Annotated in this window: 19 protein-coding genes; all 19 read right to left on the reverse strand. The window is 50.3% G+C overall.

The window, feature by feature from the left end:
• Window position 1: 1 nt before the first annotated feature.
• The 19 genes from R3187_RS09890 to tagH all read right to left on the reverse strand — a co-directional run bounded on the left by R3187_RS09890 (window position 2) and on the right by tagH (window position 24,299).
• Window positions 2–292 (reverse strand): PAAR domain-containing protein, encoded by a 291-nt coding sequence (locus R3187_RS09890; RefSeq protein WP_318966708.1) that lies wholly within the window; start codon window positions 290–292, stop codon window positions 2–4.
• 52 nt (window positions 293–344) lie between these two features.
• A complete protein-coding gene (tssI, locus tag R3187_RS09895) occupies window positions 345–2,159 on the reverse strand; it encodes a type VI secretion system tip protein TssI/VgrG (RefSeq protein ID WP_318966710.1) in 1,815 nt (604 codons plus the stop codon).
• 100 nt (window positions 2,160–2,259) lie between these two features.
• Window positions 2,260–2,739 (reverse strand): Hcp family type VI secretion system effector, encoded by a 480-nt coding sequence (locus tag R3187_RS09900; protein ID WP_097109775.1) that lies wholly within the window; start codon window positions 2,737–2,739, stop codon window positions 2,260–2,262.
• A gap of 309 nt (window positions 2,740–3,048) precedes the next feature.
• A complete protein-coding gene (tssH, locus tag R3187_RS09905) occupies window positions 3,049–5,679 on the reverse strand; it encodes a type VI secretion system ATPase TssH (protein ID WP_318966713.1) in 2,631 nt (876 codons plus the stop codon).
• Window positions 5,680–5,699: 20 nt separating this feature from the next.
• Window positions 5,700–6,695 carry a type VI secretion system baseplate subunit TssG gene (gene tssG, locus R3187_RS09910; RefSeq protein WP_318966715.1) on the reverse strand — a complete coding sequence of 332 codons (996 nt, stop codon included), beginning with the start codon at window positions 6,693–6,695 and terminating at the stop codon, window positions 5,700–5,702.
• Between the two features lie 10 nt (window positions 6,696–6,705).
• Window positions 6,706–8,538 carry a type VI secretion system baseplate subunit TssF gene (gene tssF / locus R3187_RS09915; RefSeq protein ID WP_318966717.1) on the reverse strand — a complete coding sequence of 611 codons (1,833 nt, stop codon included), beginning with the start codon at window positions 8,536–8,538 and terminating at the stop codon, window positions 6,706–6,708.
• A complete protein-coding gene (gene tssE / locus R3187_RS09920) occupies window positions 8,538–9,026 on the reverse strand; it encodes a type VI secretion system baseplate subunit TssE (RefSeq protein WP_318966719.1) in 489 nt (162 codons plus the stop codon). Before tssE ends, tssF begins: the two co-directional genes overlap by 1 nt.
• Before the next feature lie 5 nt (window positions 9,027–9,031).
• Complete coding sequence (locus tag R3187_RS09925) at window positions 9,032–9,886, reverse strand: type VI secretion system accessory protein TagJ (protein WP_318966721.1); 855 nt, start codon at window positions 9,884–9,886, stop codon at window positions 9,032–9,034.
• A gap of 10 nt (window positions 9,887–9,896) precedes the next feature.
• Window positions 9,897–11,432: a type VI secretion system contractile sheath large subunit gene (tssC, locus tag R3187_RS09930; RefSeq protein ID WP_318966723.1), complete on the reverse strand. Its 1,536-nt coding sequence runs from the start codon at window positions 11,430–11,432 to the stop codon at window positions 9,897–9,899.
• A gap of 54 nt (window positions 11,433–11,486) precedes the next feature.
• Window positions 11,487–12,980 (reverse strand): type VI secretion system contractile sheath large subunit, encoded by a 1,494-nt coding sequence (tssC, locus tag R3187_RS09935; protein WP_318966724.1) that lies wholly within the window; start codon window positions 12,978–12,980, stop codon window positions 11,487–11,489.
• 1 nt (window position 12,981) lies between these two features.
• Window positions 12,982–13,482, reverse strand: a complete 501-nt coding sequence (gene tssB / locus R3187_RS09940) for a type VI secretion system contractile sheath small subunit (RefSeq protein ID WP_097109783.1) — start codon at window positions 13,480–13,482, stop codon at window positions 12,982–12,984.
• 58 nt (window positions 13,483–13,540) lie between these two features.
• Window positions 13,541–14,632, reverse strand: a complete 1,092-nt coding sequence (tssA, locus tag R3187_RS09945) for a type VI secretion system protein TssA (RefSeq protein ID WP_318966725.1) — start codon at window positions 14,630–14,632, stop codon at window positions 13,541–13,543.
• 78 nt (window positions 14,633–14,710) lie between these two features.
• Entirely contained in the window at window positions 14,711–15,481 is a 771-nt protein-coding gene (locus R3187_RS09950) for a PP2C family protein-serine/threonine phosphatase (RefSeq protein ID WP_318966726.1), read from the reverse strand.
• 19 nt (window positions 15,482–15,500) lie between these two features.
• Window positions 15,501–16,229: a type VI secretion system-associated protein TagF gene (gene tagF / locus R3187_RS09955; protein WP_318966727.1), complete on the reverse strand. Its 729-nt coding sequence runs from the start codon at window positions 16,227–16,229 to the stop codon at window positions 15,501–15,503.
• Complete coding sequence (gene tssM / locus R3187_RS09960; RefSeq protein WP_318966729.1) at window positions 16,211–19,750, reverse strand: type VI secretion system membrane subunit TssM; 3,540 nt, start codon at window positions 19,748–19,750, stop codon at window positions 16,211–16,213. Before tssM ends, tagF begins: the two co-directional genes overlap by 19 nt.
• A gap of 21 nt (window positions 19,751–19,771) precedes the next feature.
• Window positions 19,772–21,121 carry a type VI secretion system protein TssL, long form gene (gene tssL / locus R3187_RS09965; RefSeq protein WP_318966731.1) on the reverse strand — a complete coding sequence of 450 codons (1,350 nt, stop codon included), beginning with the start codon at window positions 21,119–21,121 and terminating at the stop codon, window positions 19,772–19,774.
• A 19-nt stretch (window positions 21,122–21,140) separates the two neighbouring features.
• Window positions 21,141–22,469, reverse strand: coding sequence for a type VI secretion system baseplate subunit TssK (gene tssK / locus R3187_RS09970; RefSeq protein WP_318966733.1), 1,329 nt, complete (start codon window positions 22,467–22,469; stop codon window positions 21,141–21,143).
• 29 nt (window positions 22,470–22,498) lie between these two features.
• Window positions 22,499–22,984: a type VI secretion system lipoprotein TssJ gene (gene tssJ, locus R3187_RS09975; protein WP_318966735.1), complete on the reverse strand. Its 486-nt coding sequence runs from the start codon at window positions 22,982–22,984 to the stop codon at window positions 22,499–22,501.
• A 22-nt stretch (window positions 22,985–23,006) separates the two neighbouring features.
• Entirely contained in the window at window positions 23,007–24,299 is a 1,293-nt protein-coding gene (gene tagH / locus R3187_RS09980) for a type VI secretion system-associated FHA domain protein TagH (RefSeq protein WP_318966736.1), read from the reverse strand.
• Between the last annotated feature and the right edge of the window lie 267 nt (window positions 24,300–24,566).

Here is a 24,566-nt window from a genome sequence, read left to right on the forward strand (position 1 = left end):
GTTAGCCACCAATCAGCACAGTGGGCACACCCACCACAATTTTGCCGCCATGGGCGGTATCATCACCCAAACGGGCGGCGTTTTTGCCATTAATAAATACCGTGGCAGAACCTCCGCTTACACTATCAGGCGGGCCGACGCACAGTAATTTATCGCCCTTTCTGGCCGCTGGCATCCCTGCAATACTGACATTGGGTGAGCCTTGCAAAACCGGGCCACCCACATGCGGCACCTGGCCTGTGACTTTAGGGCAGACATGCATACAACCAATTATCGCAGCGGGTTTGCTCATATTTCACCTATATAATGCTGACACTTTGCTAAAGTCGGGCTCTGGCGGATATCTAGTTAATACTTACCTTGGCGCCATTAATGGTAATGTTAACGCCCTTAATGGCGATAGAGCCGTCGCTTTTCATTGCAATAGAGGCCGCACCGGTTTTAATGGTAATAGCATCGCCCGCTTCAATTGTCAGTGACTTGCCCACTTTATGAGTTTCAGCACCATCGATGGTGCTGCTGCGGTCTTTATTTACCGTATCTATGTCGTTACCTTTGATTAGCCGGCTGCTGTCGTTATCAATATTAATTTGCTGATCATTTTCCACCTGCACTTTAAAATTCTTTTCAGCATGCAGATAAAGCAACTCATCGCCTTTTTTATCTTCAAACCGAATTTCGTTAAAGTTGTCTGCACCGCCACCTTCACTGGAGCGGCTTTTCACACCACTTTGGGTTTTCGCTACCGGCAGGTCGTATGGCGGCATATGATCAGAGTTATAAACGGCACCAATAATTACCGGCTGATCCGGATCACCATTTAAAAACTCAACTAATACTTCCTGGTCGCGCCGCGGATAAAAGAACATGCCCCACTTTTTGCCTGCCCAGTTCTGGCTGACCCGGATAGGACAAGAGCTTTCATTGTCGGTAATATCGCTGCGGTCCCAGTGAAACTTTACGGTTACCCGGCCAAGTTCATCAACTGATATCTCTTCTGCCCCCTTGCAGGTTACCGTAGCGGTTTGCACCCCTTTCACCAGTGGTTTCGGTGTTTGTAATAGCGGCCGGTAAGCTACGTCTTTAGGTACACAGCGAAAACTGTTGGTAATTACTTTCCCGGCACTTTGATTTGCGCCAGCCTGGTTTATTATCGCGGCATCCAACCTCAGATCGGTAATCACATACTGCTTGCCTTCTTCTGCCTTATCTTCGTGCTCACTAATGGTAAAAGTGCGCCCGGCGGTGAAACTGCGACAACTACTGGCGCCCTGCTGCATTGCCATATCCCGCTGCAGAGCTTCCAGCCGCAATGTGGCGATGGCCTTGGAGCGTTTATGGGTTTCTGCTTCTGCCCCGTAATGAAATACTTCGTAATCAGCATGTTTACTGACCAGGCTGCCTTTGTCATAGCTGCCAGTAGGCAGCGCTTTCGGTTTTTCCAGGTTATAACCGCGCTCGACAAATTTCCCCGGTACCATTCGTAACGCTTTTTGCCACTGGCTGATATGCGCCTCTGCCAACGTACCGGTGTGAAATTTTACGTTTTTCTCTATACAGGGTTCATAAGCCGTGGCTTTATCAGCCAGGATCAATTTGTGCTGGCCTTTACTGTGTTCAAAAAAGTAGAAAATACCTTCCTGCTCCAGCAGCCTGCTGATAAAACTGAAATCAGCTTCTTCGTACTGAACTTTGTACTCATAATCGGGATAACTGCTACTGATCTTGGCGCTTGCATCCAGTTTAATGCCATGTTCTGATGCCAGGGTCTCGACGATTTTCAGCACATTCTGTGATTTAAAAATGCGACTATTCACCTTATGCTGCATATACCAGGCGGCGGGAACGATAGTAAGGTGATAGTCGCGAAACTTGTTGCCACCGGCTTCTTTATTAACCCTTAAGCCCAGTGACGTTAAGCCGGCCACAACGCCATGCACATAACGTTGGCTGTTATTGCCCATTTCAAGCGTTATACAGACCTCTTTACCAATCAAATCTTTAGCTGCAATTTCCTGGCCATTGGTATACACCGTGGCCGCCACGGAAAATAACCGGGATATTCCTTCATCTAACACAAACCGGGTCAGATAAAGTGCATCTTTACCCAAAGGGGTATCAATTCTGATGCTGTTCTCATCCTGGGTAGCTTTTTGCATCCGTATGCCTCAATCAAGAATGGATTGGTAAAAATTCCGGCTATCTGAATTAGCAAGTAATGCAGCTGGCACCGCACTGGGCACCAACTGCATCTGCAGCTTACAGCTTAGCGCCTTTAACGCCGCTGTAACCGTATACCAATGGAGCAGTAACGTTGTTTTTGTCGTCAGTAGGTGTAACAGTCATCATCAGCTCGGTGTAGCTGATCACGATAGTTTCAACCGGACGGTCACCAGAAACTGACATCTGATAGCTGCTGATCATGGCATCAGTCAGTTCAATTTTCATGATTTCTTCAATTTTGTCGCCCTGCTTGGTAATGTGGAACACAGCCTTCTGGCCTTTACCGATTGTGGCTTCTTTGAATAAATCAGGAGATGATTTATCTTGCAGTTTAGTAATAACAATATCGTTTAACCGGGTAGAACTGGCTTCACGGTCCATCGCAGTACCGGTGTATGAAGTTAACTCGCGGTGAGAACCCCAATCCATCGATAGTACAGTAATCATGTCTTTGAATTCATCAGCGGTTGATTCGCCTTTGATCGCGCCATACTGCAGGTAGGTATTTGCTTGCATGCTATGCTCCTTTTGCATATTTAAAATAGTGTCCACTCAGGACAGATATAAACCCGGGCAAACCACACCCCGGCCAAACGCCAAAAAAACACTCCCTTCAACCACTATGCATACCACAAACATATTTAACAATGCTTAAACATTAAAGCGGAAATTGTCGGTAAAGTACTTTTTCAAACTGAACAAATTATACATTCAAAGTAAGTATGATCAACTTTTAATTAACTATTTAGATCTATTTTTAACTTTTTAAATTACAAGCCACATTAAGAATGACTTGCAATCAATTTTGTTTAATAAATGTAATATTTAATCAATTATAAAGTCGAATTTTTCATCGTTAACACTTAATGTAACGTGTCCGATCGGTTGTTGCCGGGCACTGCATTGCAGGATCAACACCGACAGTTCTGGTAACAAACTGTTTTGCAGAATATTGTGAATGGTGCGGGCACCGGATCCCGCGTCCTGACAGCGACTGACAATAGTGTCAATCACCGACGGCTGATAACTGAAGCCTGCGTTGTAATGTTGTTGCAGACGCCTTTCTATCCGTTGTAGTTGCAGCCGGCTAATCATTGCCAGTGTCTCGTCTGCCAACGGTAAATAAGGAATGACGTTTAAGCGGCCTAAAAAGGCGGGCTTGAAGATTTGCAGTAAGTCATCTTTCAATGCTTTGCCAAGACCTTCAATTGACGGCGCAGAATCCGCATCTTCAAACAAACGCATGGTAGTGTCAGTACCCACATTTGACGTCATGATGATGATGGTATTTTTAAAGTCGATATCACGACCTTCACCATCTTTAATGGTGCCCTTATCAAAAACCTGATAGAAAATATCCTGCACCCCGGGGTGAGCTTTTTCCATTTCATCCAACAACACCACGCTGTATGGCTTACGCCGCACCGCCTCGGTCAGAATGCCCCCTTCGCCATAACCCACATAGCCAGGAGGTGAGCCCAGTAGCAGCGATACTTTATGTTCTTCTTTAAACTCTGACATATTAATAACGGTCAGGTTTTCTTCACTGCCATACACCTGCTCGGCAATAGCCAATGCGGTTTCAGTTTTACCGACGCCACTTGGTCCGGTTAGCAGGAAAATGCCGTTTGGTTTCTTCTCATCTGCCAGTTGTGCCCGTGAGGTTTGCACTGTCCGGGCAATAAGCGCCAATGCATGCTGCTGGCCCACCACTCTGTCCGCAAGGTGTTGTTCCAGCGCCAGTACATTATTAATTTCATCAGAGCGCATTTTGCCAAGTGGGATGCCGGTCCAGTCTGCCACCACTTCCGCAATCAGTTGTTCAGTAACCTGCCAGTGCACCATAGGGCTGGCAAGTTCAGCTAATGACGCCCGGATCTCAGTCAGTTGCTGCACCAGCTGCGCCTGATCGGGCTGACCACTGGCTTCTGCTTCCTGCTTAGCCTCATTACCAGCCTGATGCAGCGTTGCTGCCAACTCACGGGCGCGCATGACCCACTCGCGTTGGGTTTGCCACTGTTGCTGCAAATCTTCCAGAGTACTTTGTGCCGCTGTCAGTTGCTGCTGTAATTCCTCCAGCTGGCTGGTATGCAGCACCCCCAGAGTTTGCTCACGTTGCAGTACGCTGATTTCGCTATGCAGCTGGTCGACTTTGCGCTGCTGATCCTCTACCAGGCCGGGTACCGCGTCCTGGCTCATCGCAACCCGGGCGCAGGCCGTATCAAGCAGCCCTACCGCTTTATCAGGTAACTGACGGCCATTAATATAGCGATCAGATAAATAGGCGGCAGCCTGCAGCGCCTTATCGGTGATACTGACACCGTGGTGGTGCTCCATCACCTCAAGTAAGCCGCGCATCATCAGCACCGCTTTGGCCGGGCTGGGTTCCTCAACTTTAACCACCTGAAAACGTCGGGTTAATGCCGCATCTTTTTCAAAAAACTTTTTATATTCAGCCCAGGTCGTTGCAGCAATGGTTCTGAGCTCCCCCCGGGCTAATGCCGGCTTCAGTAAATTGGCTGCATCGTTCTGCCCGGCCTGGCCACCACTGCCGATCATGGTATGAGCTTCATCAATAAACAGAATAATCGGGGTGGGGCTTTGTTTTACTTCGTTAATCACATTTTTAAGGCGGTTTTCAAATTCGCCCTTCATGCCGGCGCCGGCCTGCAGCAAGGCTAAGTCAAGCACCTTTAATGCTACAGATTTCAGCTTTTCTGGCACGTCTGCCGCGGCAATCCGTAAGGCCAGCCCTTCTACCACCGCGGTTTTACCCACCCCGGCTTCGCCGGTTAAAATAGGGTTATTCTGGCGCCGGCGGGTTAAAATATCGATCATCTGGCGGATTTCAAAATCGCGGCCAACAATAGGGTCAATTTTGCCGGCCCGCGCCTGGGCGGTTAAATCGATAGTAAACTGATCGAGCGCCGGCGTTTTGCCACTCTGGCCCGGGGTTACCGTCCCAGCAGCTGTACCCTGCTCTGCCGATTGCGCAGCCAGACTGGGCCAGACCCGCAACAACTCTGCCGGATTAACTTTATCCAGCTCAGGGATCCGGCGCAGTACCAGTCCCGCCAGGCTTTCATCCTGCAATAAGGTATATAACAAATAAGCACTACGAATTTGGCGGTCGCCGAATTCAATAGTGGTATTAAGCCAGGTCGCTTTTAACCAGCTGATAAGTTGCACAGATATACCGGGTAACGAGTTATTGCCGGTTTTTAGCTGCTCCAGGGCTTGCTGCAGCTGCTGTTGAAGTTTGTCGGTATCAACGCCAAAACTGCGAAACAGTAAATTAAAATCGGCACTGTCCTTTTGCAATAAGGCGTCCAGCCAGTGTTCAATTTCCACGGTATAGTGGCTGCGTGACTGGCAACGCGCTGTCGCCGCCTCCAGCGCCTGTTTACAGTCATGATTAAGCTTTTCAACCAGACTTTTCAGAGAACTTGTCGACATACATGCTTCCTGTGCATTGTTTAAAGCCGGCCCAGGTGAAAACCAACCTGAGCGGGATGCTGCGATATTGCAGCGCGGATACTTAACCGGCTACCGCGCCCCAGCGCAGTTTGCCGGCTGGCCAGACGGGTGCAGGCGAAATCCTGTTGTTTACCCCTGATAACCAATCGGACCTGCAAATGAGGGTCCAGATAGCGGCTGACGATGTGCTGAATTAACTGATAGCGGCTGGCACCGGGTAACAAGCCGGGCAGTTTCTCTGGCGGGGCATCGACTTCAATCACGACCTTTGAGCTGACGTCCCACACCCGTTGTCCGAGCATGCTGGTCTGGCCCAGTGCACCATTTTGGCCCTCAGGTAAGGTGCGGCCAGATAGCCGGCTTTGTTCGGTAACATCCAGCGCTAACCAGCGTCCGGCAAGCGACACCACCCGGGTATTGGCACCCAGCAAATCGGTTAATATTTGCTGCAGAAACTGCGCCGAACGATTGCGCTGACTAAAAGCACCTGCGTAATACAAACCAAGGTTATCCCGGCAGCCACTTAATTGTTGCAGCAGCTTACTGAACGGATCATTCAGGCCATCTGCAATTTCATACTGGCAGGCGAAACGGTATTTCTCCCATGCCCGGTAATACAACGAAATCAGCCGGTGATTGAACATATCGTAGAAATCGCGCATGGCCCCATCACGCTGCTTCAGCCGTTGCAGCACCATTTCAGTGTAATGCTGCGGCAAGACACCACTAGGCCCGGTTAATCCCAGAAAACTGACATAAAGCTCCAGTGCCAGCTTGTTATCGCTGTTGCTGCGGGCATTGGCTTTATTAATTGGCTGGCCGGCAAACCCAAGATGTTGCTCTGCCTTAAACCGGACTAACTCTGCCGCTGGAAATGCATCACGGCCGACACCATGCCATTGTTTCTGCTCACTACTGAGCTGACGTTCTATCTGATACACCGCCTGATAGAAATCGAAATCCGCCGGGCTGGCTACTAATGCTGTTAATGTCATAGCGGCATACTCATAACAGTACTCTGCCGCCCACTCTGGCGGGCCAGCGATGATAAATCTGCTCGTGCTCTTTGAGTTTAACGGTTAGCCGGGTATAGCTGTTGATACTGGCATACTGGGCAAAGAAGGCATCAAGAATATTGGCAAAAAAGTAGACATTGCTGCCGGTATAGGCCGACTGGCTGAACTCAAGCAAAATCTCCGTGCCACTGCACACCGCGATCCGGCCCTGCTGATTAACCCGGGCCGAGCCGCTGCTCAGACGCAAGCCGACAATACCGTCTATCAGGGCTTTTGATTCGGGCGTACAGCGGAAATCATACAACCTCAGCGTTTCCTGCAATACGTTAAGCGCCTGCTCACCGCTGAAATGGTTCAGCGTAAGATGATTAACCAGCTGCCAGCGGCTGCTTTCGGCCAATGCCGGACGAACACTCATCGTCGGTGCCACCAGGCAGCGGACTGACTTAATAACATCTGCATGTTTACTGATGGCAAATTCCGGCTCACCACCACCAAAAGGTAAATAGGCCGGCTGGTTACGGTTGCTGCACAGGGCATTAACCTGAATAACCCAGTGTTGCTGCTCATCATCGTTGCTCACCCCTTTAAACTGGCGGTCAACAATAGATAAATACACTTCGGTACCAGCTTCTGCGTACCCCCCGGCCCAATCGACAAATTCCCGCCGGGTATGCCAGAACAACTGTTGCTGCTGCAAATAATCCGGATGCCCCTGGCTGTAGTAAGGATTAAGCGTTAGCTCATTGCCCTGCGGGTCAAATGCCTGCACCTGCTGCACCTGCACCACTTCACAAACATCGGCATCAAGGTAACGCGGTGCCAGCCGGTATTCATACTGGGCCGACTCTAACTTAACCGGCTCCAGCTTCTGCTTAAACAGGTTAATAACCGGCGTACAACCCAGTAGCACGCTGTCGGCGGTAACATGCCGCTCCAGCTCATCCGCGCCTTCTGCCAGATAGAAATACAAATCCACTTTATCAGCAACACCAGGCCAGTCCGGGTTAAGCTCAGTCAGGGCGAAAAACAAAAACTTTTCCGGACATAAAAACTGTTCGACCAACAAGCGGTAACCACTGAAGCTGCGATGACTGTATGGCACCACCTGTTCATCATCTGCAAAGCCAACCGCTTTAATGTGCCGCGGCTGCAAAAAGCGCATCTGTTCAGGCTGGCCCGCAGGTGCCACCCCGATACTAATTACCTGACGGACAATAAGCTCAAACAGCTTGTATACATGGTGGCGTTGACCATTCAGATAAAAACGCAAACTGCCAACCGCCAGTTCGCTGAAGGAGGTATTATCAAATTCGCAGGCCAGGCTCAGTTTTAACAGCGCTTTAGCCGTCTGACTGGCGGGCGGTTTCGGCGCGTGAAAAGGCGCATTTTTAAATTCTGCCTGTACAACTTCAACCGGCCAGATATCGGTGTCGTAGCAACTTTGAAAGGTACAGGGCTTTAAGCCCTCTGCCCGGGTTTCAAATTCAGTGCCGCGCTTAATACTAATACCAGAGGTTGATAAATTCTGGCTAACCAGTTTCAGTACCGATACCGACGGGATCGGCGCCTGATAATCGGGATACATCTGGCCAAGCAAGGCATCGGTTAATTCCGGAAAACTATCGTCTAACTTTTGCCGGATCTGAGCGCTAAGCAGGGCAAAGGCTTCGATTAACCGTGATACATGAGGATCTTCAACGGTTTCTTCACTTATCCGTAAACGGCCGGCAATTTTAGGGTACTTTTCGGCGTACTCGGCGCCCATCCGGCGGATAAAGGTCAGCTCACGATTGTAATATTTCAACAATTCATCATTCATTACTGATAATCCCTGATGGTCAGCCCTAAGTGAACCGGCTCTACTTCAGAATCAAACATAATGTGTTCCGGTTCCGGATCAGCGTATAACAGCGCCTGAATGCGTAACCGCAGCACCCGTTCGATACTTTGCTGCTCGTCGGGTAACGACACTTCCACTTCAACAAAGCGGGGCTCAAAACGGCGAATACACTGCTCTACTGCCAGACATAACTGCTGGCGGCCTTCAATCGAATCCACCACCATTACAGAGAAATCCGGCAGGCCATAGTTGAGCAGACTTTGCGGCAGCTCGCTGTAACTTTCAGGCCAGACATGCCATTGCACCCGTGTGTTCAGCAGGTTTTCCAGATCACGCCGGACACTCTGGCGTAACGCCTTTAAATCAAAACCACGGCGTTGCCGGCCCGGATCTTTCAGGCCAGGTGCATCATCAATCAACCGATCCAGCAACGACATTTGCAGCGCCTGTTTCTGATGCACTTTCATATCAGTTATTCAGCCATTGCCGCTGTGGCCGCTATCGCTGATGCGCTGTGTTCGCTTCGCGCATCCAGCTCAACCAGATCGCCAAGCACCACGGCCTGCTCTCCCAGTAAGACCATCTTCTGGCCACTACCGGTGACCAATCTGGCATCGTGCTCGTGCCAGTCGGTCTCCCGGCCAAGCTGAAGCGCCGGATCGTTGCCTTCACCGCTTGTTCCAGCCGTGGCAGCAACGTATATAAGCGGCAAAAACGCTTCCCCCTGAGGGCCGTCAATAATGCTGATATCAACCCGCCGCCAGATAATGTCCAGCAAGCTTTTCGGCGGATGCAATTTTAAACTGGCTATCTGCTCAAACCCGGCCAGGTAATATTTGCCATCGGTACCAAATAACTCCAGATACCCCCCCAGACTGTCATCAAGGTCACGAATATCCGGATGCAGCTGTTCAGCGTGCTCCATCGCCACTCGCGGCCGCAACTGCTCCATTTCTGCTGCCGCCACTGCTGCCGCGCTGATATCCTGTTCATGCATCGCTAACCGTAACCGCAGTAAGGCGCTGAACATCGGCGCAGGTTCACCAAACAAAGTAGCTGTCATGCCCCCCTGATAAAAGTCACGTCTGGCGGTTTCAGCCCTGATTAACTGCCGGACATTGACGGCACCCAGCAGAAAGTCTGGATGCTGACGGACTATCATATCCAGTTGCGCATCGGCTTTTTCCAGCTCGCCGGCGATACACAGCAGCTCAACATATACTGCCCGCATCTGGGCATTCAGCGGGTCATCCCGAAGCACCGCCAAGGCATGCTCTAATGCGCCCTTTAGCTGGCCGCTACTGATTAACGAATTAAGTTTTTTCATAAAAAATTCCTCAGGCTGACGCCTTTTGTTTCGGAGACAGCTCCGCGACTAATTTTACGGATGTCACCATCTGATCCAGCTGAAAGTGCGGCTGCAACTGAATAACCGAATAATAGCGACCTGGCTGGCCGCGTTTCTCTTTTACCTTTATCCGGGCCTCACGCAGCGGTCTGCGGGCTCTTACTTCATAAGAGGCATCTTCTGAGGCGGTGGTATAGTTATGCAGCCAGCGCTGTAATTCCTGCTCACATTCTTCTGCCGAGACATAGCCGCCAACTTTGTCACGGCCAATAACCTTGATGTAGTGAGCAAACCGGGCCACACATAAGATGTACTGCAACATCGCAGATAGACGGGCATTTACTGTAGACAGAGTTTTATCGTAGGCTTTTGCTTCCTGGACGGAGGCATTGTTGTAAAATGCATAAAAATCACTGTAAGGCACTGCCGACAGTGGAACAAAACCGGCATCTGACAAAGCCGCCTCAAACCGGTGTCCAACCAGTAAATTTACCGATGGTTTATTAAAAGACTGATACTTCTCAGTTTCATACTGGCTAACTGGCAAATGGCTAACCAGCCCAAAGTTATAATGGCCTGCTTTCATACCCCGGATCTGACCAAACCATCCTGACTCGCTATAAGCCCGCACCAGTACGCCGGCAAACGCCCAGGCTGCATTACCCCATAAATAATCGCGCTGTGGCCGGCTGAACTGCTCTTTAAACACAAAGCCTTCACTGCGGCTGCCATCATCTTTATAAGGTGGCCGCATCAGTACCTGCGGCAGCACCAGGCCTAAAAACCGCGCATCTTCCATATTACGCAGCGCCCGCCACTTCACATATTCAGGCTGTTTGAACTGACTGGCGATATCAGCGACCTGGCCAAGTTCAGAAAAATGATCAACCCCGAAAAGTGATGGATGAGCGGCGGTAATAAAAGGCGCGAATGCAGCTGCGGCGGTGCGGGCAACTTCTTTTAAGGTATCCAGATCATTAATACTCTGGCCGCGGCGGATTTTATGGCTTATCTGATAATCACCTATCAGTACCCCAAAAGGCTCACCGCCTGCCATATCAAATTCATTGTCATAAATAAGTTTAAAAAAATCACTCTGGTCAAAATCAATAGCCCGGTTGATATCTTTACTCAGCTCAGGCCATGACAGGGATATTAGTTTAACTTTTACTTTCTGCTCGCGATCGTAGCGTTCAGCCTGCTCAGTTAAATACAACAAACCACGCCAACTTGCTTCCAGCTCCTGCAGGGCTGCAGAATGTAAAATGACATTAATCTGCTGATTAATCAGATTGTCAATTTCAGCAATCGCCCGCCCCAGCACAGGTGTAACAAAAGCAGCGCTGATGCAAGGCCGGCTTTCAATGTGCTGTAGCCAGAACAGGATCGCCTTTAACGGCTCAGACTCACGCAAAAACCGGCTGAGCAATCCTTTGCGCTCAACGCTGGCATAAGACGGACAAGGCCTGCAGTCTTCTTCCAAATCAAAAACTGTATCGGTAACAAAATTAACTGCGTCCACCATGACCTGCCCGTCCTTACTTCAACTAACCCGCTGTACATCAATTGCCAGTTTGGCTTAGCTGCCCATTTCTGGAATTTTGGCTACTAAGCGTAACGAGGTAGACAATTCTTCCAGTTGCAGCCACGGCCGTAACCACGCTACAGCGTTGTAAGAACCAGGACGCCCCGGGATCTCACGAACCTGTACTTTCGCATCAGCCAGCGGATAACGGGCCCGTACTTCCTGACCACTGCCTTCTGAGGCATTAACGTAAGTCAGGATCCAACGGTTAAGCCATACTTCCACATCTTCTGCTTCCATAAAGCTGCCAATTTTGTCGCGGGCCAGTACTTTTAAGTAATGGGCGAAGCGGGACGTTGCCATCAGATAAGGCAGGCGGGCAGAAATGGCCGCATTGGCGGTTGCTTCCGGGCTTTCGTACTTCTTCGGCTTCTGGGCTGTCTGTGCACCAAAAAACACCGCATAATCGGTATTTTTATAATGACAAAGTGGTAAAAAGCCCATCTTGCCAAGTTCAGCTTCACGCCGATCAGTAATGCCAATTTCAGTCGGACATTTCAGATCCGGGTCACCGTCATCACTCATAAAGATATGAGACGGTAAACCTTCTACCTTACCGCCGCCTTCAGCACCACGAATTGCGGTACAGAAGCCATACTGAGCAAACGCATTGGTCAGCCGGCTGCCCAGCACATAGGCGGCATTCATCCAGCAATAATGGTTATGGTTGGTGTTTTTCGCGACGGCCTTCTGGGCATCCAGTTCAAACTCTTCGTAGCCAAACTCTTCTACCGGCGCGGTAGAGCTACCATACGGCAGACGTGCTAACACCCGCGGCATACTCAATGTAACAAAGCGTGAATCGTCACTGTCACGGAATGAGCGCCATTTGGTGTATTCCAGCGATTCAAAAATCTTTTCCAGATCGCGCGGTTTTGACAGTTCAGTCCACTCATCAAAGCCAAATAATGCCGGCGACGCACTGGATAAGAACGGGCAAAAACCAGCGGCAGACACGTTTGACATATAGGTCAGCGTTTCAATATCTTCCGGATGGTTAGTAAACTCGTAGTCGCCAATGATGGCACCATAAGGCTCGCCACCAGGCGTACCAAACTCGGTCTCGTATACCTTTTTAAAGGTCTGGCTCTGATCAAACTCCACCGCTTTGCTTAAATCTTTGTACAGCTCTTTCTTGCTCATGCTAATCATGCGGATCTTCAGCGAGCTACCGGTTTCAGAATTTGTTACCAGGTGGTTCAGTCCGCGCCAGCTGCCTTCCAGTTTCTGAAAGTCTTCGGCATGCATAATTGCCGCCAGCTGGTCGGATATCAGGCTGTCTAACCGGCTGATGGCTTCATTAAAGGTTACCGTCAGGTTTTTATTCCAGCTGACCGTACCACTCATGGCTTCTTCAGTCAGCGTACGAATAAGCTCTTCCGCGCGTGATGCGTCAGTTTGCTTGGTGGCGCCGATCGCCTGATCAAGTAGCGAGGCTAACTCTGCGCTACCGCTTTCGTGGCTTTGTGCTAAGGCTTCCGTACTCATTTTATTTGTCCTCTAAGTTCAGTTCCTGCGCCAGCTGTTGCAGGTCAGCATCACTGTTAAGTACCCGTTCCAGGATATTTTCCAGATCTTCAGAGCGATCAATTTTGGTCATTAAATCGCGCAGTTTATTCCGGGTTGCCATCAGTTTTTCCAGTGGTTCAACCTGCCGGACAATGGCGGCAGGTTCAAAGTCCTGCATCGATTTAAATTCCAGATCAACGGCAAACTCGCTGCCATCACCGGCCAGCTTGTTTTCCACTTTAAAATTAAGCTTCGGGTTCATCCGCTTTAACACTTCGTCAAAGTTGTCGCGGTCAATTTGCACAAAACGCCGGTCTTTCAGTGGCTTCAGCGCCTGCGTGTTGTGGCCGGCAAAATCGCCCATTACACCAACTACAAAGGGCAGCTCTTTCTTTACTGCGTTACCTTCTGTCTCGACGTCATAAGTAATGTGGACTCTGGGTTTACGCACCCGTGACAACTTGCTGTGAATACTTTCCATTTACTCTCTCCTGTTTATTTGTCTGTCGTGGCCGCGCAGGCAACGCTGGCCGGTTGCACTACTTAGTCTGCGGTATCCCCGCCAGACGAAAATAACTGTTTCGGGTATTACTATCGTCAATCAGCTCTTGCAGCAGCTCCGGCAATGTCAGATCACTCCAGCGGATCACCTGTTCAAGCGCATACGACATTGGCGAATGAGGTTCTGTCTTTCGGAAAAACTCGACAGCATGCTGCAACGAGCGAATAACCTGCTGGCGTGACTGCAGCTGCTCATCGACAGTATTAGTATTCAGATTGGCTATCTGGCCATCAGCGCTGGCCGGCCCGGCGGTATCATCTGTTACTTTCAGTTTATCTGCGGCCAGATATGTCACAGCATCCAGACACTTCTGCATCGCTTTGCTGATTGCTGTTGTTGGCTGCGGCTCCCCTGCCATAGCCGCATCCATGGCATCGGACAATAATTTAAATTCAGCGATAGCCAGTTGAATGTCGTTAACCAGCTGCTGATAAAAAGCGGCCGCTGTCTCCTGCACTGCCTGCTGAATAAGTTCCAGGCTGGCAATACCGGCATCGGCGCGTTGTTTTTGTTTGGTTTCGTCTTTGCGCGATAATTCTGCTGCCCGCACATACTGCCAACAGGCGAAGCAGCCAACAGAGGTCACATCGGTCAGAGGAATACTTAAAATCGGGGTGATCAGCGCACCATCACCTTCATAGCCGTTAAGGCCAATCAGCGGCGCAATACGGGCCTCCATGCCCTCATCATCCGGCAATGGGTAGATATCCTGCCAGAAGTGCTCAATAAGAAGGCGGGTAGCTTTAAAACCGGCCGCTAATCCGGCAAACCCTTCTGTCCGGCACCAGGCTTCAATCAGCCAGGCGGCGTATTCAAGATCTTTGCTCTGATGAGACAGAATATCGGGTAAGGCCTGAGCCAGTGGCCGCCAGTCCAGCACCAGCGACTGGAAATCGTCGTCTTCAAACAGCATAGCCCGCTCATTTGCCCGGGCCTGACTGCGAACGTCTTTTAGTGTGTAGTACTGCGAGGTCGGCGAAATATCGCTGCGTGGATCAATACCCGCTGCTGCCTGCGCCGCCACGGGTTTAATTAACATATCAAAATCTATTAATTCACTGCGATCCATCACAATTAACCATTAAATACACTAACAGCAAAATATGTTACTTTATAGTTCACCAAATAACAACAATGCAAACTATATTTATACATTTTTTAAGTTAAGCGGAATGGTTTTATCATTTATATTAACATTACTTATACTTTGCAGCTTTACCAAAATACTGGTGACATTGTCTTTAGCCCCGGCAACCAGGGTAGAATGTAACAACGCCTTACTGGCATCGGCTAAATCATCATGTTGTAAATACTGAAAAATTTCGTTGTCCGGTAATTCTTTTGTTAAGCCATCGGTACATAATAAAAACAAATCACCGGCCATAGTCTGCTCAGAAATCATCGCAACGTCTAATTCACTATCCACCCCCACCGCCCGGGTAATAACATTTGCCAGTTGATGGCTCTCGGCCTCACTTGCGGCCAGTAATCCCTGTGCCACCATTTCATTTACCTGGCTATGATCATGACTCAGTTGTTGCAAAGTATTGTCACGCAGCAGATAGCAACGGCTGTCACCCGCCCACAGCAGGTGGTAACGGTCAGGCTGAATAAATAACACCACCACCGTTGAGCCCGCCATGGTACCCAGCAACTGTTGCTGGCTGTATTGCACCAGGGCTTTATTGGCATTTTGCAATGCCTGGCTCAGCATAGCGGCAGTTAACGACTTACCGGCACTATCGACCACCGTTTTTAACATATCCATAACCATCTGACTGGCCACATCGCCAGCAGCATGGCCCCCCATGCCATCAGCCACCGCCCATACCCCCGCTTCCGGCATCGCCAGACACGCATCTTCGTTGAGTTGTCGCACTAAGCCCTTATGACTCTGGGCATGAAAAGCAATTTGCATAAAACTGAAACCGTCCGGATTAATATTGAATATGTTTTTGCTGCCAGTTCCAGCGTGTCCAGTCACCGTCAAGCATGGCGGCATACTGGCTTACCTGCGGCAATCCTGAGGTGACCAGCAGACAGGGTGCAACCTGTTCAGAGCCAGACGTCCACCACAGGCAGTAGCGTGAAAATTGTTGTAAATAGCTTTGATGCAACAGCGCAATACTGTCCAGCGGTTCACTGGCACTGATTGTCCAGGCCTGGCGGATAGCTTCATTACTGCTTTGGCTAACGCTAAGCCGTGGCGCTTTTGGCCAGGCAATCGGCATATCGGCAAGTTTTGTCAGCCAGGGCTGCAAAGCAAAGTCTTCATCCAGTGTTGCCAGCGCCTGCTGCTCCAATGGGGCACACCAATCTTGCTCCTGCCAGGCCTGAACCGGTGTTACAGCCAGCTCAGCAGCCAGGGTAAAAGGATAATGGCGGCCAACCTGGTCCACAGACGGCATTAAGGTACCCGCCATTGCCTGATCACCGCACACGCCACCACAGAGCGCAAAATGCCAGATCGGGCTGGTAAGATAGGTTTCCAGCCAGCCCTGGCCCAGTTGCTCACGGCTGACTGCCAGTACTGCCTGCAACCATTCGTTCCAGCTGTCAACAAAAGCAACGTCGAGCCCCTGCGCCAGAAAGTCGCCCTGACTGACTACTTTGCCGCAAAAGCCGACTTTCGCCAGCGGGCCCGGCGCTACAGGCTGGCCGGACACGAGAAGGCCTCCAGTTCATTACTCCAGAACGGGGTATTAACGGTATCGGGTACCAGTTCCAACCGCGCTTTATTGCCTTGTACAGCCAGATGCAACACTTTATCTGTGCGAGTTTGTGGCCGCTCACGGGTAAGTTCGTCCAGTAAGCGGAACCACGACCACTCGCCTTCATAACTGGCATTGGCAGACAAACCAGCATTGGCCGGGGTAAACACTAAGCGGGTTTTAAGTTTATTCCGATCGCCCGGCCAGTAGAACTGGCTTGAGCGGGTCGGACCATGCCGGTATGACAACTCCTGACCATCAATATCCAGCATCAGATGGGTGATATGCCGGTCAAGAAACAGGGGTTTTAAACTAAAGCCTACTTTCAGCTTCTGGCTGCCCGGTTCAAAAAACGTACTGCGGATCCGCTGGGCACGCTGAAAGGTTTTCAACACGGTCGCATCCAGGCCAATATCTTTTTTAAAGGTCCAGGTAGTGCGACTGGTGTTAACAAAAGGGCTCAGGTATTCACTGAAAAAGCTGTCAAGGGTACCGCCATAACCGAAGAAGCGTTCAAAATCGCGCAGTTTGATATCTTCAGCTGCTTTGCGGTTCAACGGATAGCGACCGGCTATCGCCCCCCGGTATTCAGTTAATACCTTACCCTGCCAGGCTTCATTGATATGCTGACGACTGCCACTGGCAAATAACTGGGCGGTGTCGCTGGAAATATTCCCCAGCCAGGTGCTGAATGGCGCGGGCACTTCGCTGCGTAAGCGGCGCAGGGCGACACTAAGCTCATTACCTTCCTGTGAATTAAGCTGGTTGGCATAAGCTTGCCGCGCCCGGCCTCCCGGCACATATAATCGCTCTAAATATTCATAGTAGCGTCTTGTCGTCTGGCCGATCTGTTCCAGTTGCTCTGCCTCAATCGCAAGCAGGGCGGAAAAGGCGGCTTCCACTTCCTTACCCGGCAGGCTGCGGCTGACATCCGGCATCTCATCAGGCAATACCCGGTTCAGCCGGGTCGTTTGACTGGAAAACTGGGTTTTTGCTACTTTGCCGGCCACATCTGCCGCCATATCAAGTTCTGCTGACTGGGGTAACTGGGTCAGCCGCAGGTTCTGCTGTGCCGCCTTAATAATATTCTGAATAGGTTGCTCCGGCCCTGCCAGAATTTTAGTCTGGGCCAGTCCCTGCTCTACATTGGTAATAGGCTGTAGTTCAATATCATTTAATAACTCCTGCCATAAATGAGCATAATCGCGCATATAACGCAGCGTAACCTGAGCCGATAAATCAGCATTATTCTGCTCATCAGCACTCTCATCTTCGCCGTAGACCCAGCTGTCAGCCATTAACTGGCGAATTATCCGGCGTTTTTCAATATTAAATACACCATGAAACCCCTGATAAGTATAAAGCCCCGGGATCCCCTGCCGCAGCGGCTTACCGCTACGCCGGCTGAATAACGTAACACTGTCGGTTGCCAGCACATCCGACAGCCTGAAGTCCGGAATATGACTATCCATCAGCTCTGTCCGGATCCGCTGATAAGCACGCTCTGCTAACGGCACCGTCATCAGTAAATCACGACTGGCCGCTACCACGGCTTCGTCATACCCGGCCCCCTGAATACCTGCCTGCAATAGCGCATCCAGATGGCTTTGTAATGACATGCGCAGGGGCTGATTGATGTCCGCCGGCAACATCCGTTCAGTGTATTGAGCAAACCAGGCCTGCAGCTGCTCTGGCTGATAACGCTGTGGCTGGAATATCATCAGATAGGTTTTCAGGGTTTCATATAAATAGTCGCGATGATCAGCATGCTGTTGCATTTCAGCTATCAGACTCTGCAGAAAAAATGGCACAAAATCAGCATATAAGGCACGTTGATAGGCCGTTTTTGCTGATTGTCCCAGTTTGTCACCCTGATACAGCCCCAGGTTTTTCGGACCATCGACAGGTAATAAACCAGCATAGCCGGCGGGCATGTCACGTAACACATTAAGCTTTTCGTTCAGTTGCAGCATCGATTGCCCGGCCTGCTCCTGCTCCAAACGCTGGTACTGTTCTAATGATAACGCTACCTCATCCACCAGCTGCCGGTTCCAGTTATAGCTTGCGATCCAGGCACTGAGCAACCATACCGAGGCAATAGCCGTAGCGGCCAGCGTACCGTGGCGGATCCAACGGTGCTTATTTTTATGCTGCAGATTAACCGACGCCAGTTCGCGCTCAGGAATGACAATTTGCTCAAAGAACCGTTTCAGGAAGAAGCTCTTACCTTCACCGGTATGGCGACGCAGCGGCGGCTCAGCCAGGCCGAAATTGCCACCAAGCTGGGCCATAATCCGGTCAATTGGCTGACCTTGCTGGGTGGCGCTGGCAATATAAACCCCCCGCAACATCGTTGCCTGTTCAAACGGGTTAGGCGCAAATATTTCTTTCAGAAAATCATCGGCGGCACTTTGCAATAGCCGCAGCTGACGGGGAAACTCGTAAATCGCGGCGCGGCTGGGCTGCTCCCGTTCAGTTTGCAGCCGGCTGTACAACCGTTGATGCAGGCGGTTAACCATGGCATGAAAGGCTTTATTAAATTGCGCCACCACGCCTTTTTCATCGTCTTCCGGCTCCAGCGCAAACGTTGTGCCCCATACCTGCTCCCGGTCTTCAGGCGCCAAATCATCAAAAAACTCTGAAAAACCGGCAATCAAATCGGCTTTGGTAAACATTACATAAACCGGAAAACTCATGCCCAGCTGGTTTTGCAGCTCCTGCACCCGCTGTTTAATTGCTCTGGCGTGTAAGTTTCGTTCAGTGCGGGTCTGGTTCAGTAAATCTGCCAGACTGACAAAAACAATAACCCCATTAATCGGCCGGCGCGGTCTGTGCTTGCGTAATAACCCCAGAAACCCCTGCCAGGCAGTTGCATCCTGCTGGGCATGACTGTCCTGGGTAGTATAGCGTCCGGCGGTATCGATAAGTACGGCCTGATTGGTGAACCACCAGTCACATTGCCGGGTACCGCCAATACCTTCTAACGCATCAACGCCCATTTGTTCTTTCAGCGGAAACTCAAGCCCCGACTGTTGCAGCGCTGTGGTTTTACCTGAACCCGGTGGGCCAATCAGCATATACCAGGGCAGCTGATAAATATCACGGGCTTTGCTAAAGCGGGCATGTTTTAAAATATCCAGCGCCTTTTGCATCCGGCTGCGCAGAATTTCAATATCCCGTTTTGCCAATGCATCGTGCTGCTGCTCATCACCATTTAGCAGGGTATCAACGGCTTGCTTGTTAGAGCGGTTCTGGCGCAGGCCCCGAATATAATTACTGGCTCCCCAAATTACCGCAATCAACAGTAACGTAACCAGCCTGGCCGTTGTACTGGCCAGCGGCTCCACACCGGCAATAGCAATAAGCGGGCCGCCAAACCAAATCAGCAGTGCCAGTGCTGATAAACCCAGTAGCGTAATAAACCAGCCTGCGGTCAGAATGCGACGCAATGAGAGAAAGAATCCTTTGAATTTCATACATCTGTTCCTTGCTGTTCGCTATTGCGCTAACAAATCTATTTCAACACGCCGGTTCAGCGCCCGGTTCTCAGCAGTATCATTTGCGGCTATCGGATCTGCCTCTCCCCGCCCTTCTGGCCAAAGCCTGCCGTGTAACTGGCCGCCGGTGGCTAGCGCATCGGCCATAGCATTAGCCCTGGCAAGAGACAAATGCCAGTTTGACGGGTATTTACTGGTGAATATCGGCAGATCGTCGGTATAACCACTTACCAGGATCCGGCCATCTGTTGCTTCCAGCGCGCGGGCAATTTTGGTAATAACCGGCTCAAAGCTCTCGTTAATTGTCACGCTGCCCGGGGTAAACAAATGATGCAGGCCGACCCGGATCCTTACCCGGTCCGGCAAGGTAATAACCTGCAGCATGTCACGACGAATTTCTGTCTGCAGCAATTGTTGTAAACGTACAGCGTCCTGCTGAGACTGGCCGTTAGCGGCTGAACCGGTTTCAGGTTGCCAGTTAACCAGGGTATTCAGCTGGCGGTGAACCTGATCAGAATAATCATTAACCTGATAATTAAGATACATATAAACGCCCAGTAGCAGCGCCGCAATAACGGAGCATATCACCCACAATGGTAACCTGTTATCCAGCGCGCCAGATTGCACAACATCGCTGCGCCAGGTGGGAGAAAGCTCACGGGCTGGCTCTCCGCGCTGGCTGCGAATTGCTTTGTAAGCCCGGTCTTTAATCAGTTCCAGTTTTTCATAGCCACGGTCTTCGACCCGCATTTTGCCAACAAAGCCAAACGCCAGACACAGATACTGCAACTCCAGTAGCATCAGATCCTGGCTGGGGTGCTCTATCGCGTTTTCTAACAGGGTGAAGAAGTATTCACCGCCAAACGTTTCATTATGAAATGTCGACAACAGACTCTCAGTAGCCCAGTCACTGTTGCCGCCCCAGCTGGTATTTAAAACAAGCTCGTCAATAAAGCAGCACAGGGTATAGCGGGCCTGTTCGATGGTTTCAGCCGCAACGCCCCGGGCCCGCAGCCGCTGCTCATACTGGTTAATTAAATTAACACACTGTTTTTTTAAGCCATTTACGTCGTTATGGCTGGCCGTGCTGCGAATAGGTGCCACCAGAGAGAAAAGCATTGCGGCTTCGTCAACCAGCACATTGTCGCTGACCGATAAACTTTGCACAGCCGGACCGGAACTTGCGCTACGATTGCCGGTAGCAATCCGGGTTTTATCATTATCTGGACTTGTACCGTTGGCCATAAAGCCAGTGGCCGCCGCCACAGGTGCTGGTTGAATAGCAGCTGTGCCTTCAGGCCGGCTGCTGCGACCACCTGGTCGCGGTTTCATAATGGTTTGATCAGACATTGCCATCTATCCCTGTTAATCAGGCTTTAATTGCCCAGAGCTCCAGCTTTAACCCGGGGTAATTACCGGATAAATGCAACGCCAGAGCGCCACTGTTTGCCAGTCTTTGCCAGTAAATACTGCTTTTATCCAGCTGAAAGTAATGATAACCGGCATGATAAGGTACCTGGCGTGGTGCAACCGGCAAGCCGGTAACCGCAATGCCCGGCAACTGGTTATTGACCAGCTCACGAATATGCTCAACCGGACCAATTTTCAGTCTGGCCGGTAAGTGCTTGCGAATATCTTCTGCCGGCACTTCGGCGCTGACTGCCAGCACAAACTGGGCATAATCCAACAGCGTTTTATCGGTCAGTGGCGATACCAGAATGCCAAACTTTGCCTGTTCCAATGGCAGAGCCTGCGCCGTTTGCTCCAGCACCACACTGAGTGTCTGATTCATAATGACGGCTAAGTTTCCGAATACCATGGTCAGCTCATCATGCACATAGGCAGGAAATTCCGGCGGCCGTTTCTCTTTGCTGGTAAAGGTTGCCAGTTCGCCCAGCATAGACACCATCAGCTGATACATGGCCAGCGGGTTACTGCCATCCATTTGCTGCCAGTGTTTTAGTAATGGCTCATACCGGTTCAGTACCTGCAACATCAGAAAGTCGGCTATCGAGCTGCTGTTACCCTGACCTTTGCTAATCCGTCCGCTCAGCGCTTGTGCCCGCTGATTAAGCATGCCCAGAGTTTCATTAATTAATGCTTTTAATGACGGATTGCGCTGAACGTTAAGCAGCGGCGGAATAAACTTATCATCCAGTTTTACTTCACCCTGATCAGTCACTTCCCTTACCCTGGCGATCGCAAAACCAACAAAGCCGCTTCTGTCGTCACTTTCCAGCTTCAATAGCAGCCGCAGCCTGGCTAATTGCAAGGTTTCAATGGTTGCTTCGGCCAGACTGGTATCAGTCAGACTATGATCAGCAAATTGAAAACGGGTAATTTGCTGGCTTTGCTGCTCAGCAATATTCACACCGTTCGTTTTATCGACAGCCAGACACAAAAATACCTGCTGATCCCGACAGCCTTTTGCAATACTAAGCGGCTGCGGTAACGGCTCAACATCTGGCAACTCCAGCAAGGTACCGTCAGGTAAAATACCCCTTAATTTAGTTAAACCAAACTGACTGAATTTCAGACACTGGCTGTCCAGCTGATAGTCGTATACGCCCCAGCAAAAAGGCGCTAACTGAGCCTGCCGGCTCTGCTGGCTATAATGCAGGTGGCGCTCTTGCTGCTGAAAATGTTGCGGCCGTAAAAACATGCCCTCTGACCAGGCAATTTTACTGAATTCACTCATTGAATTATTACTCCGGGTAACTGCCGCTATCAGCGGGCTGGCCGCTCTAAGTCATGTTCACGGATATACACTGCCAGCTTATCAACGTAGACATAAAAGTCGTCGTAGCCGGTAGGTTTTACGTCTACCACTGCCCGCCAGCGCGCGCCTTCAATATCGCGATAGGCAGCAATTACCGCCACCGCTTTGGTTGTCGGTAAAAGTGTCATTTTGTATTCAGTGCGCTGGCCGGGTTCAAATACCAGCTCATCAATTTTCAGTAGATCAGTCCGCAGGGTTTGTTCAGGGTTGTCATACAGCGCAAAAAAGTCCTGGTTTTCAAATACCGTCTTTGAAGCCAGTTCATACACTCTGATAATAACGGGCGATGGCCGCTCATCAGCATCGGGATTAATATCCTCCGCCACCCTGAAATGCAACGTGGTGGAAGGTGGGAAAGTAGAATAGACAGCCTGACAGCCTGTTACTAACGTCATTGCTATTATGGCTAACACCAGCAGGTAGATCCGTTTCATATGTGACAACTCCATTGATCTGTCATTTTCGATTTGTTAAATAGTCTTCATAAGCGCGGATAAAATCATCATTTACCCCACCTTTAGCGGTGCGGCTGACTTCAGCCAGCAATTCCTGATGTAAGGCCTGATACAAATTCCAGTAGCGGTTATAGCGTTGTGCCGGGTTAACTTTATCAATAAAGCTGGCGCCAAAATCGCGCTGCTCAACTAATGCCGGGGTCAGTTGTGTCAACAGTCCCTGCATAGCGCCGGCCGCACCGGCAACTATCGCTGCCTCATGTTGCGAGATATCAGCAAAAGCGGCAGTAACGGCCTGCCGTGGCCCCATAAAACTGCTGGCGTTATGGTTAAATAAGTTATGAAAAGCTTCACTTACTGAAGCGGAAAATTTCAGTGGGTTATTTTCACGCTGCTGGAAGGTTGTCTGGTTCACCCGTAAATTGCTTTTCAGCTCTGAACGGCAGCGCATTACCTCAATAATGCCATGCAACGAGGCTTGCAATGCTTCGCCCAACTGTTGCCACCAGGCAGGGTTATGCAAATGCTGCTCTGCCACAGCCGGCACATTAAGAGCACTGAGAAACGCCTGCAGACATTGCTCTGCACCCGCCTGGGTCTGAGACACTGACGATGAAGCGCCCCGGCTGGCATCCGCTTGTACCTCAGGCGCTGCCAGTTTTATCGGTTCATCTGGCAGGGCTTGCTGTTGCCATTGTGGTTGCCAGTCGTCCGGGATCAGACTTTGTGGCGCGGCAAAGTTTTCTGTCAGCATATCGTTATTTGCCAGAACATCTGCATTCTGACTGGCCAACGTGCCTGCCGACATACTGTCTTTGATTGGTGGCAGTGCCAGCCCTGCTTCTGGCTCAGCCGCTCGCGGCAGCCCGGCAAATTCAAAATCACTGACCGCCAGCCCCTGGCCTGTCACTTTAGCAGCCGGGCTTGCTGATAAGGCCATTGCTGGTTGTGCGGACGGGTTAATAATGGCAACTTTTATTTCGTAATCACCAAGACACAGCAAATCGCCATCTGCCAGCAGGTGTTTGTTACCATTGCCAACCGGGGTAACCGAGCGATTAATAAATAAGCCGTTGGTTGAACTGTCAGTGACCCAGTATCCGTCGGCGTTATAACTAATCTGGCCATGAATACTGGACACTACCCGTTCCGGATCCGGTAAGTGCCAGTCGGCGTGCTCAGCGCGGCCAAGGGTGCCACCTTTAGCATCAAACCGCTTTAACGCTACCTGGCGTGGAGATAAACGGTGATAACTTAACACCGACAGTTCCAGTAACATATCCGTCTGACTCACTTAACACTCCCTGCCAGCATTGCATTAGTTGACTACATTTATTTTACTAAAATATGCAGCGGCAAAGATTAACGCCTAAAAAGAAGCAGGTCAATATATATCTTGTTTACATTAATGCAATTTTGCTTGATGTTTTTTCATCTAAAGCTAAAATAGCGAAGCTTTAATGATCATGCTGCCTGCGGTAAATCACTAGCCGCCGAAAATTTGTCATTACATCGTTATTACATGGCGAATTATTGTCACGCATTTGTAAATAGAGGAAGA

It is taken from the genome of Arsukibacterium sp., assembly GCF_033721375.1.
Classification (GTDB): Bacteria; Pseudomonadota; Gammaproteobacteria; order Enterobacterales; family Alteromonadaceae; genus Alishewanella.

Excerpts from the sequence above, each read along its gene's own strand:
- R3187_RS09890 (WP_318966708.1), bottom strand. The coding sequence starts at position 292 with ATGAGCAAACCCGCTGCGATAATTGGTTGTATGCATGTCTGCCCTAAA.
- tssI (WP_318966710.1), bottom strand. The coding sequence starts at position 2,159 with ATGCAAAAAGCTACCCAGGATGAGAACAGCATCAGAATTGATACCCCT.
- R3187_RS09900 (WP_097109775.1), bottom strand. The coding sequence starts at position 2,739 with ATGCAAGCAAATACCTACCTGCAGTATGGCGCGATCAAAGGCGAATCA.
- tssH (WP_318966713.1), bottom strand. The coding sequence starts at position 5,679 with ATGTCGACAAGTTCTCTGAAAAGTCTGGTTGAAAAGCTTAATCATGAC.
- tssG (WP_318966715.1), bottom strand. The coding sequence starts at position 6,695 with ATGACATTAACAGCATTAGTAGCCAGCCCGGCGGATTTCGATTTCTAT.
- tssF (WP_318966717.1), bottom strand. The coding sequence starts at position 8,538 with ATGAATGATGAATTGTTGAAATATTACAATCGTGAGCTGACCTTTATC.
- tssE (WP_318966719.1), bottom strand. The coding sequence starts at position 9,026 with ATGAAAGTGCATCAGAAACAGGCGCTGCAAATGTCGTTGCTGGATCGG.
- R3187_RS09925 (WP_318966721.1), bottom strand. The coding sequence starts at position 9,886 with ATGAAAAAACTTAATTCGTTAATCAGTAGCGGCCAGCTAAAGGGCGCA.
- tssC (WP_318966723.1), bottom strand. The coding sequence starts at position 11,432 with ATGGTGGACGCAGTTAATTTTGTTACCGATACAGTTTTTGATTTGGAA.
- tssC (WP_318966724.1), bottom strand. The coding sequence starts at position 12,980 with ATGAGTACGGAAGCCTTAGCACAAAGCCACGAAAGCGGTAGCGCAGAG.
- tssB (WP_097109783.1), bottom strand. The coding sequence starts at position 13,482 with ATGGAAAGTATTCACAGCAAGTTGTCACGGGTGCGTAAACCCAGAGTC.
- tssA (WP_318966725.1), bottom strand. The coding sequence starts at position 14,632 with ATGGATCGCAGTGAATTAATAGATTTTGATATGTTAATTAAACCCGTG.
- R3187_RS09950 (WP_318966726.1), bottom strand. The coding sequence starts at position 15,481 with ATGCAAATTGCTTTTCATGCCCAGAGTCATAAGGGCTTAGTGCGACAA.
- tssM (WP_318966729.1), bottom strand. The coding sequence starts at position 19,750 with ATGAAATTCAAAGGATTCTTTCTCTCATTGCGTCGCATTCTGACCGCA.
- tssL (WP_318966731.1), bottom strand. The coding sequence starts at position 21,121 with ATGTCTGATCAAACCATTATGAAACCGCGACCAGGTGGTCGCAGCAGC.
- tssK (WP_318966733.1), bottom strand. The coding sequence starts at position 22,469 with ATGAGTGAATTCAGTAAAATTGCCTGGTCAGAGGGCATGTTTTTACGG.
- tssJ (WP_318966735.1), bottom strand. The coding sequence starts at position 22,984 with ATGAAACGGATCTACCTGCTGGTGTTAGCCATAATAGCAATGACGTTA.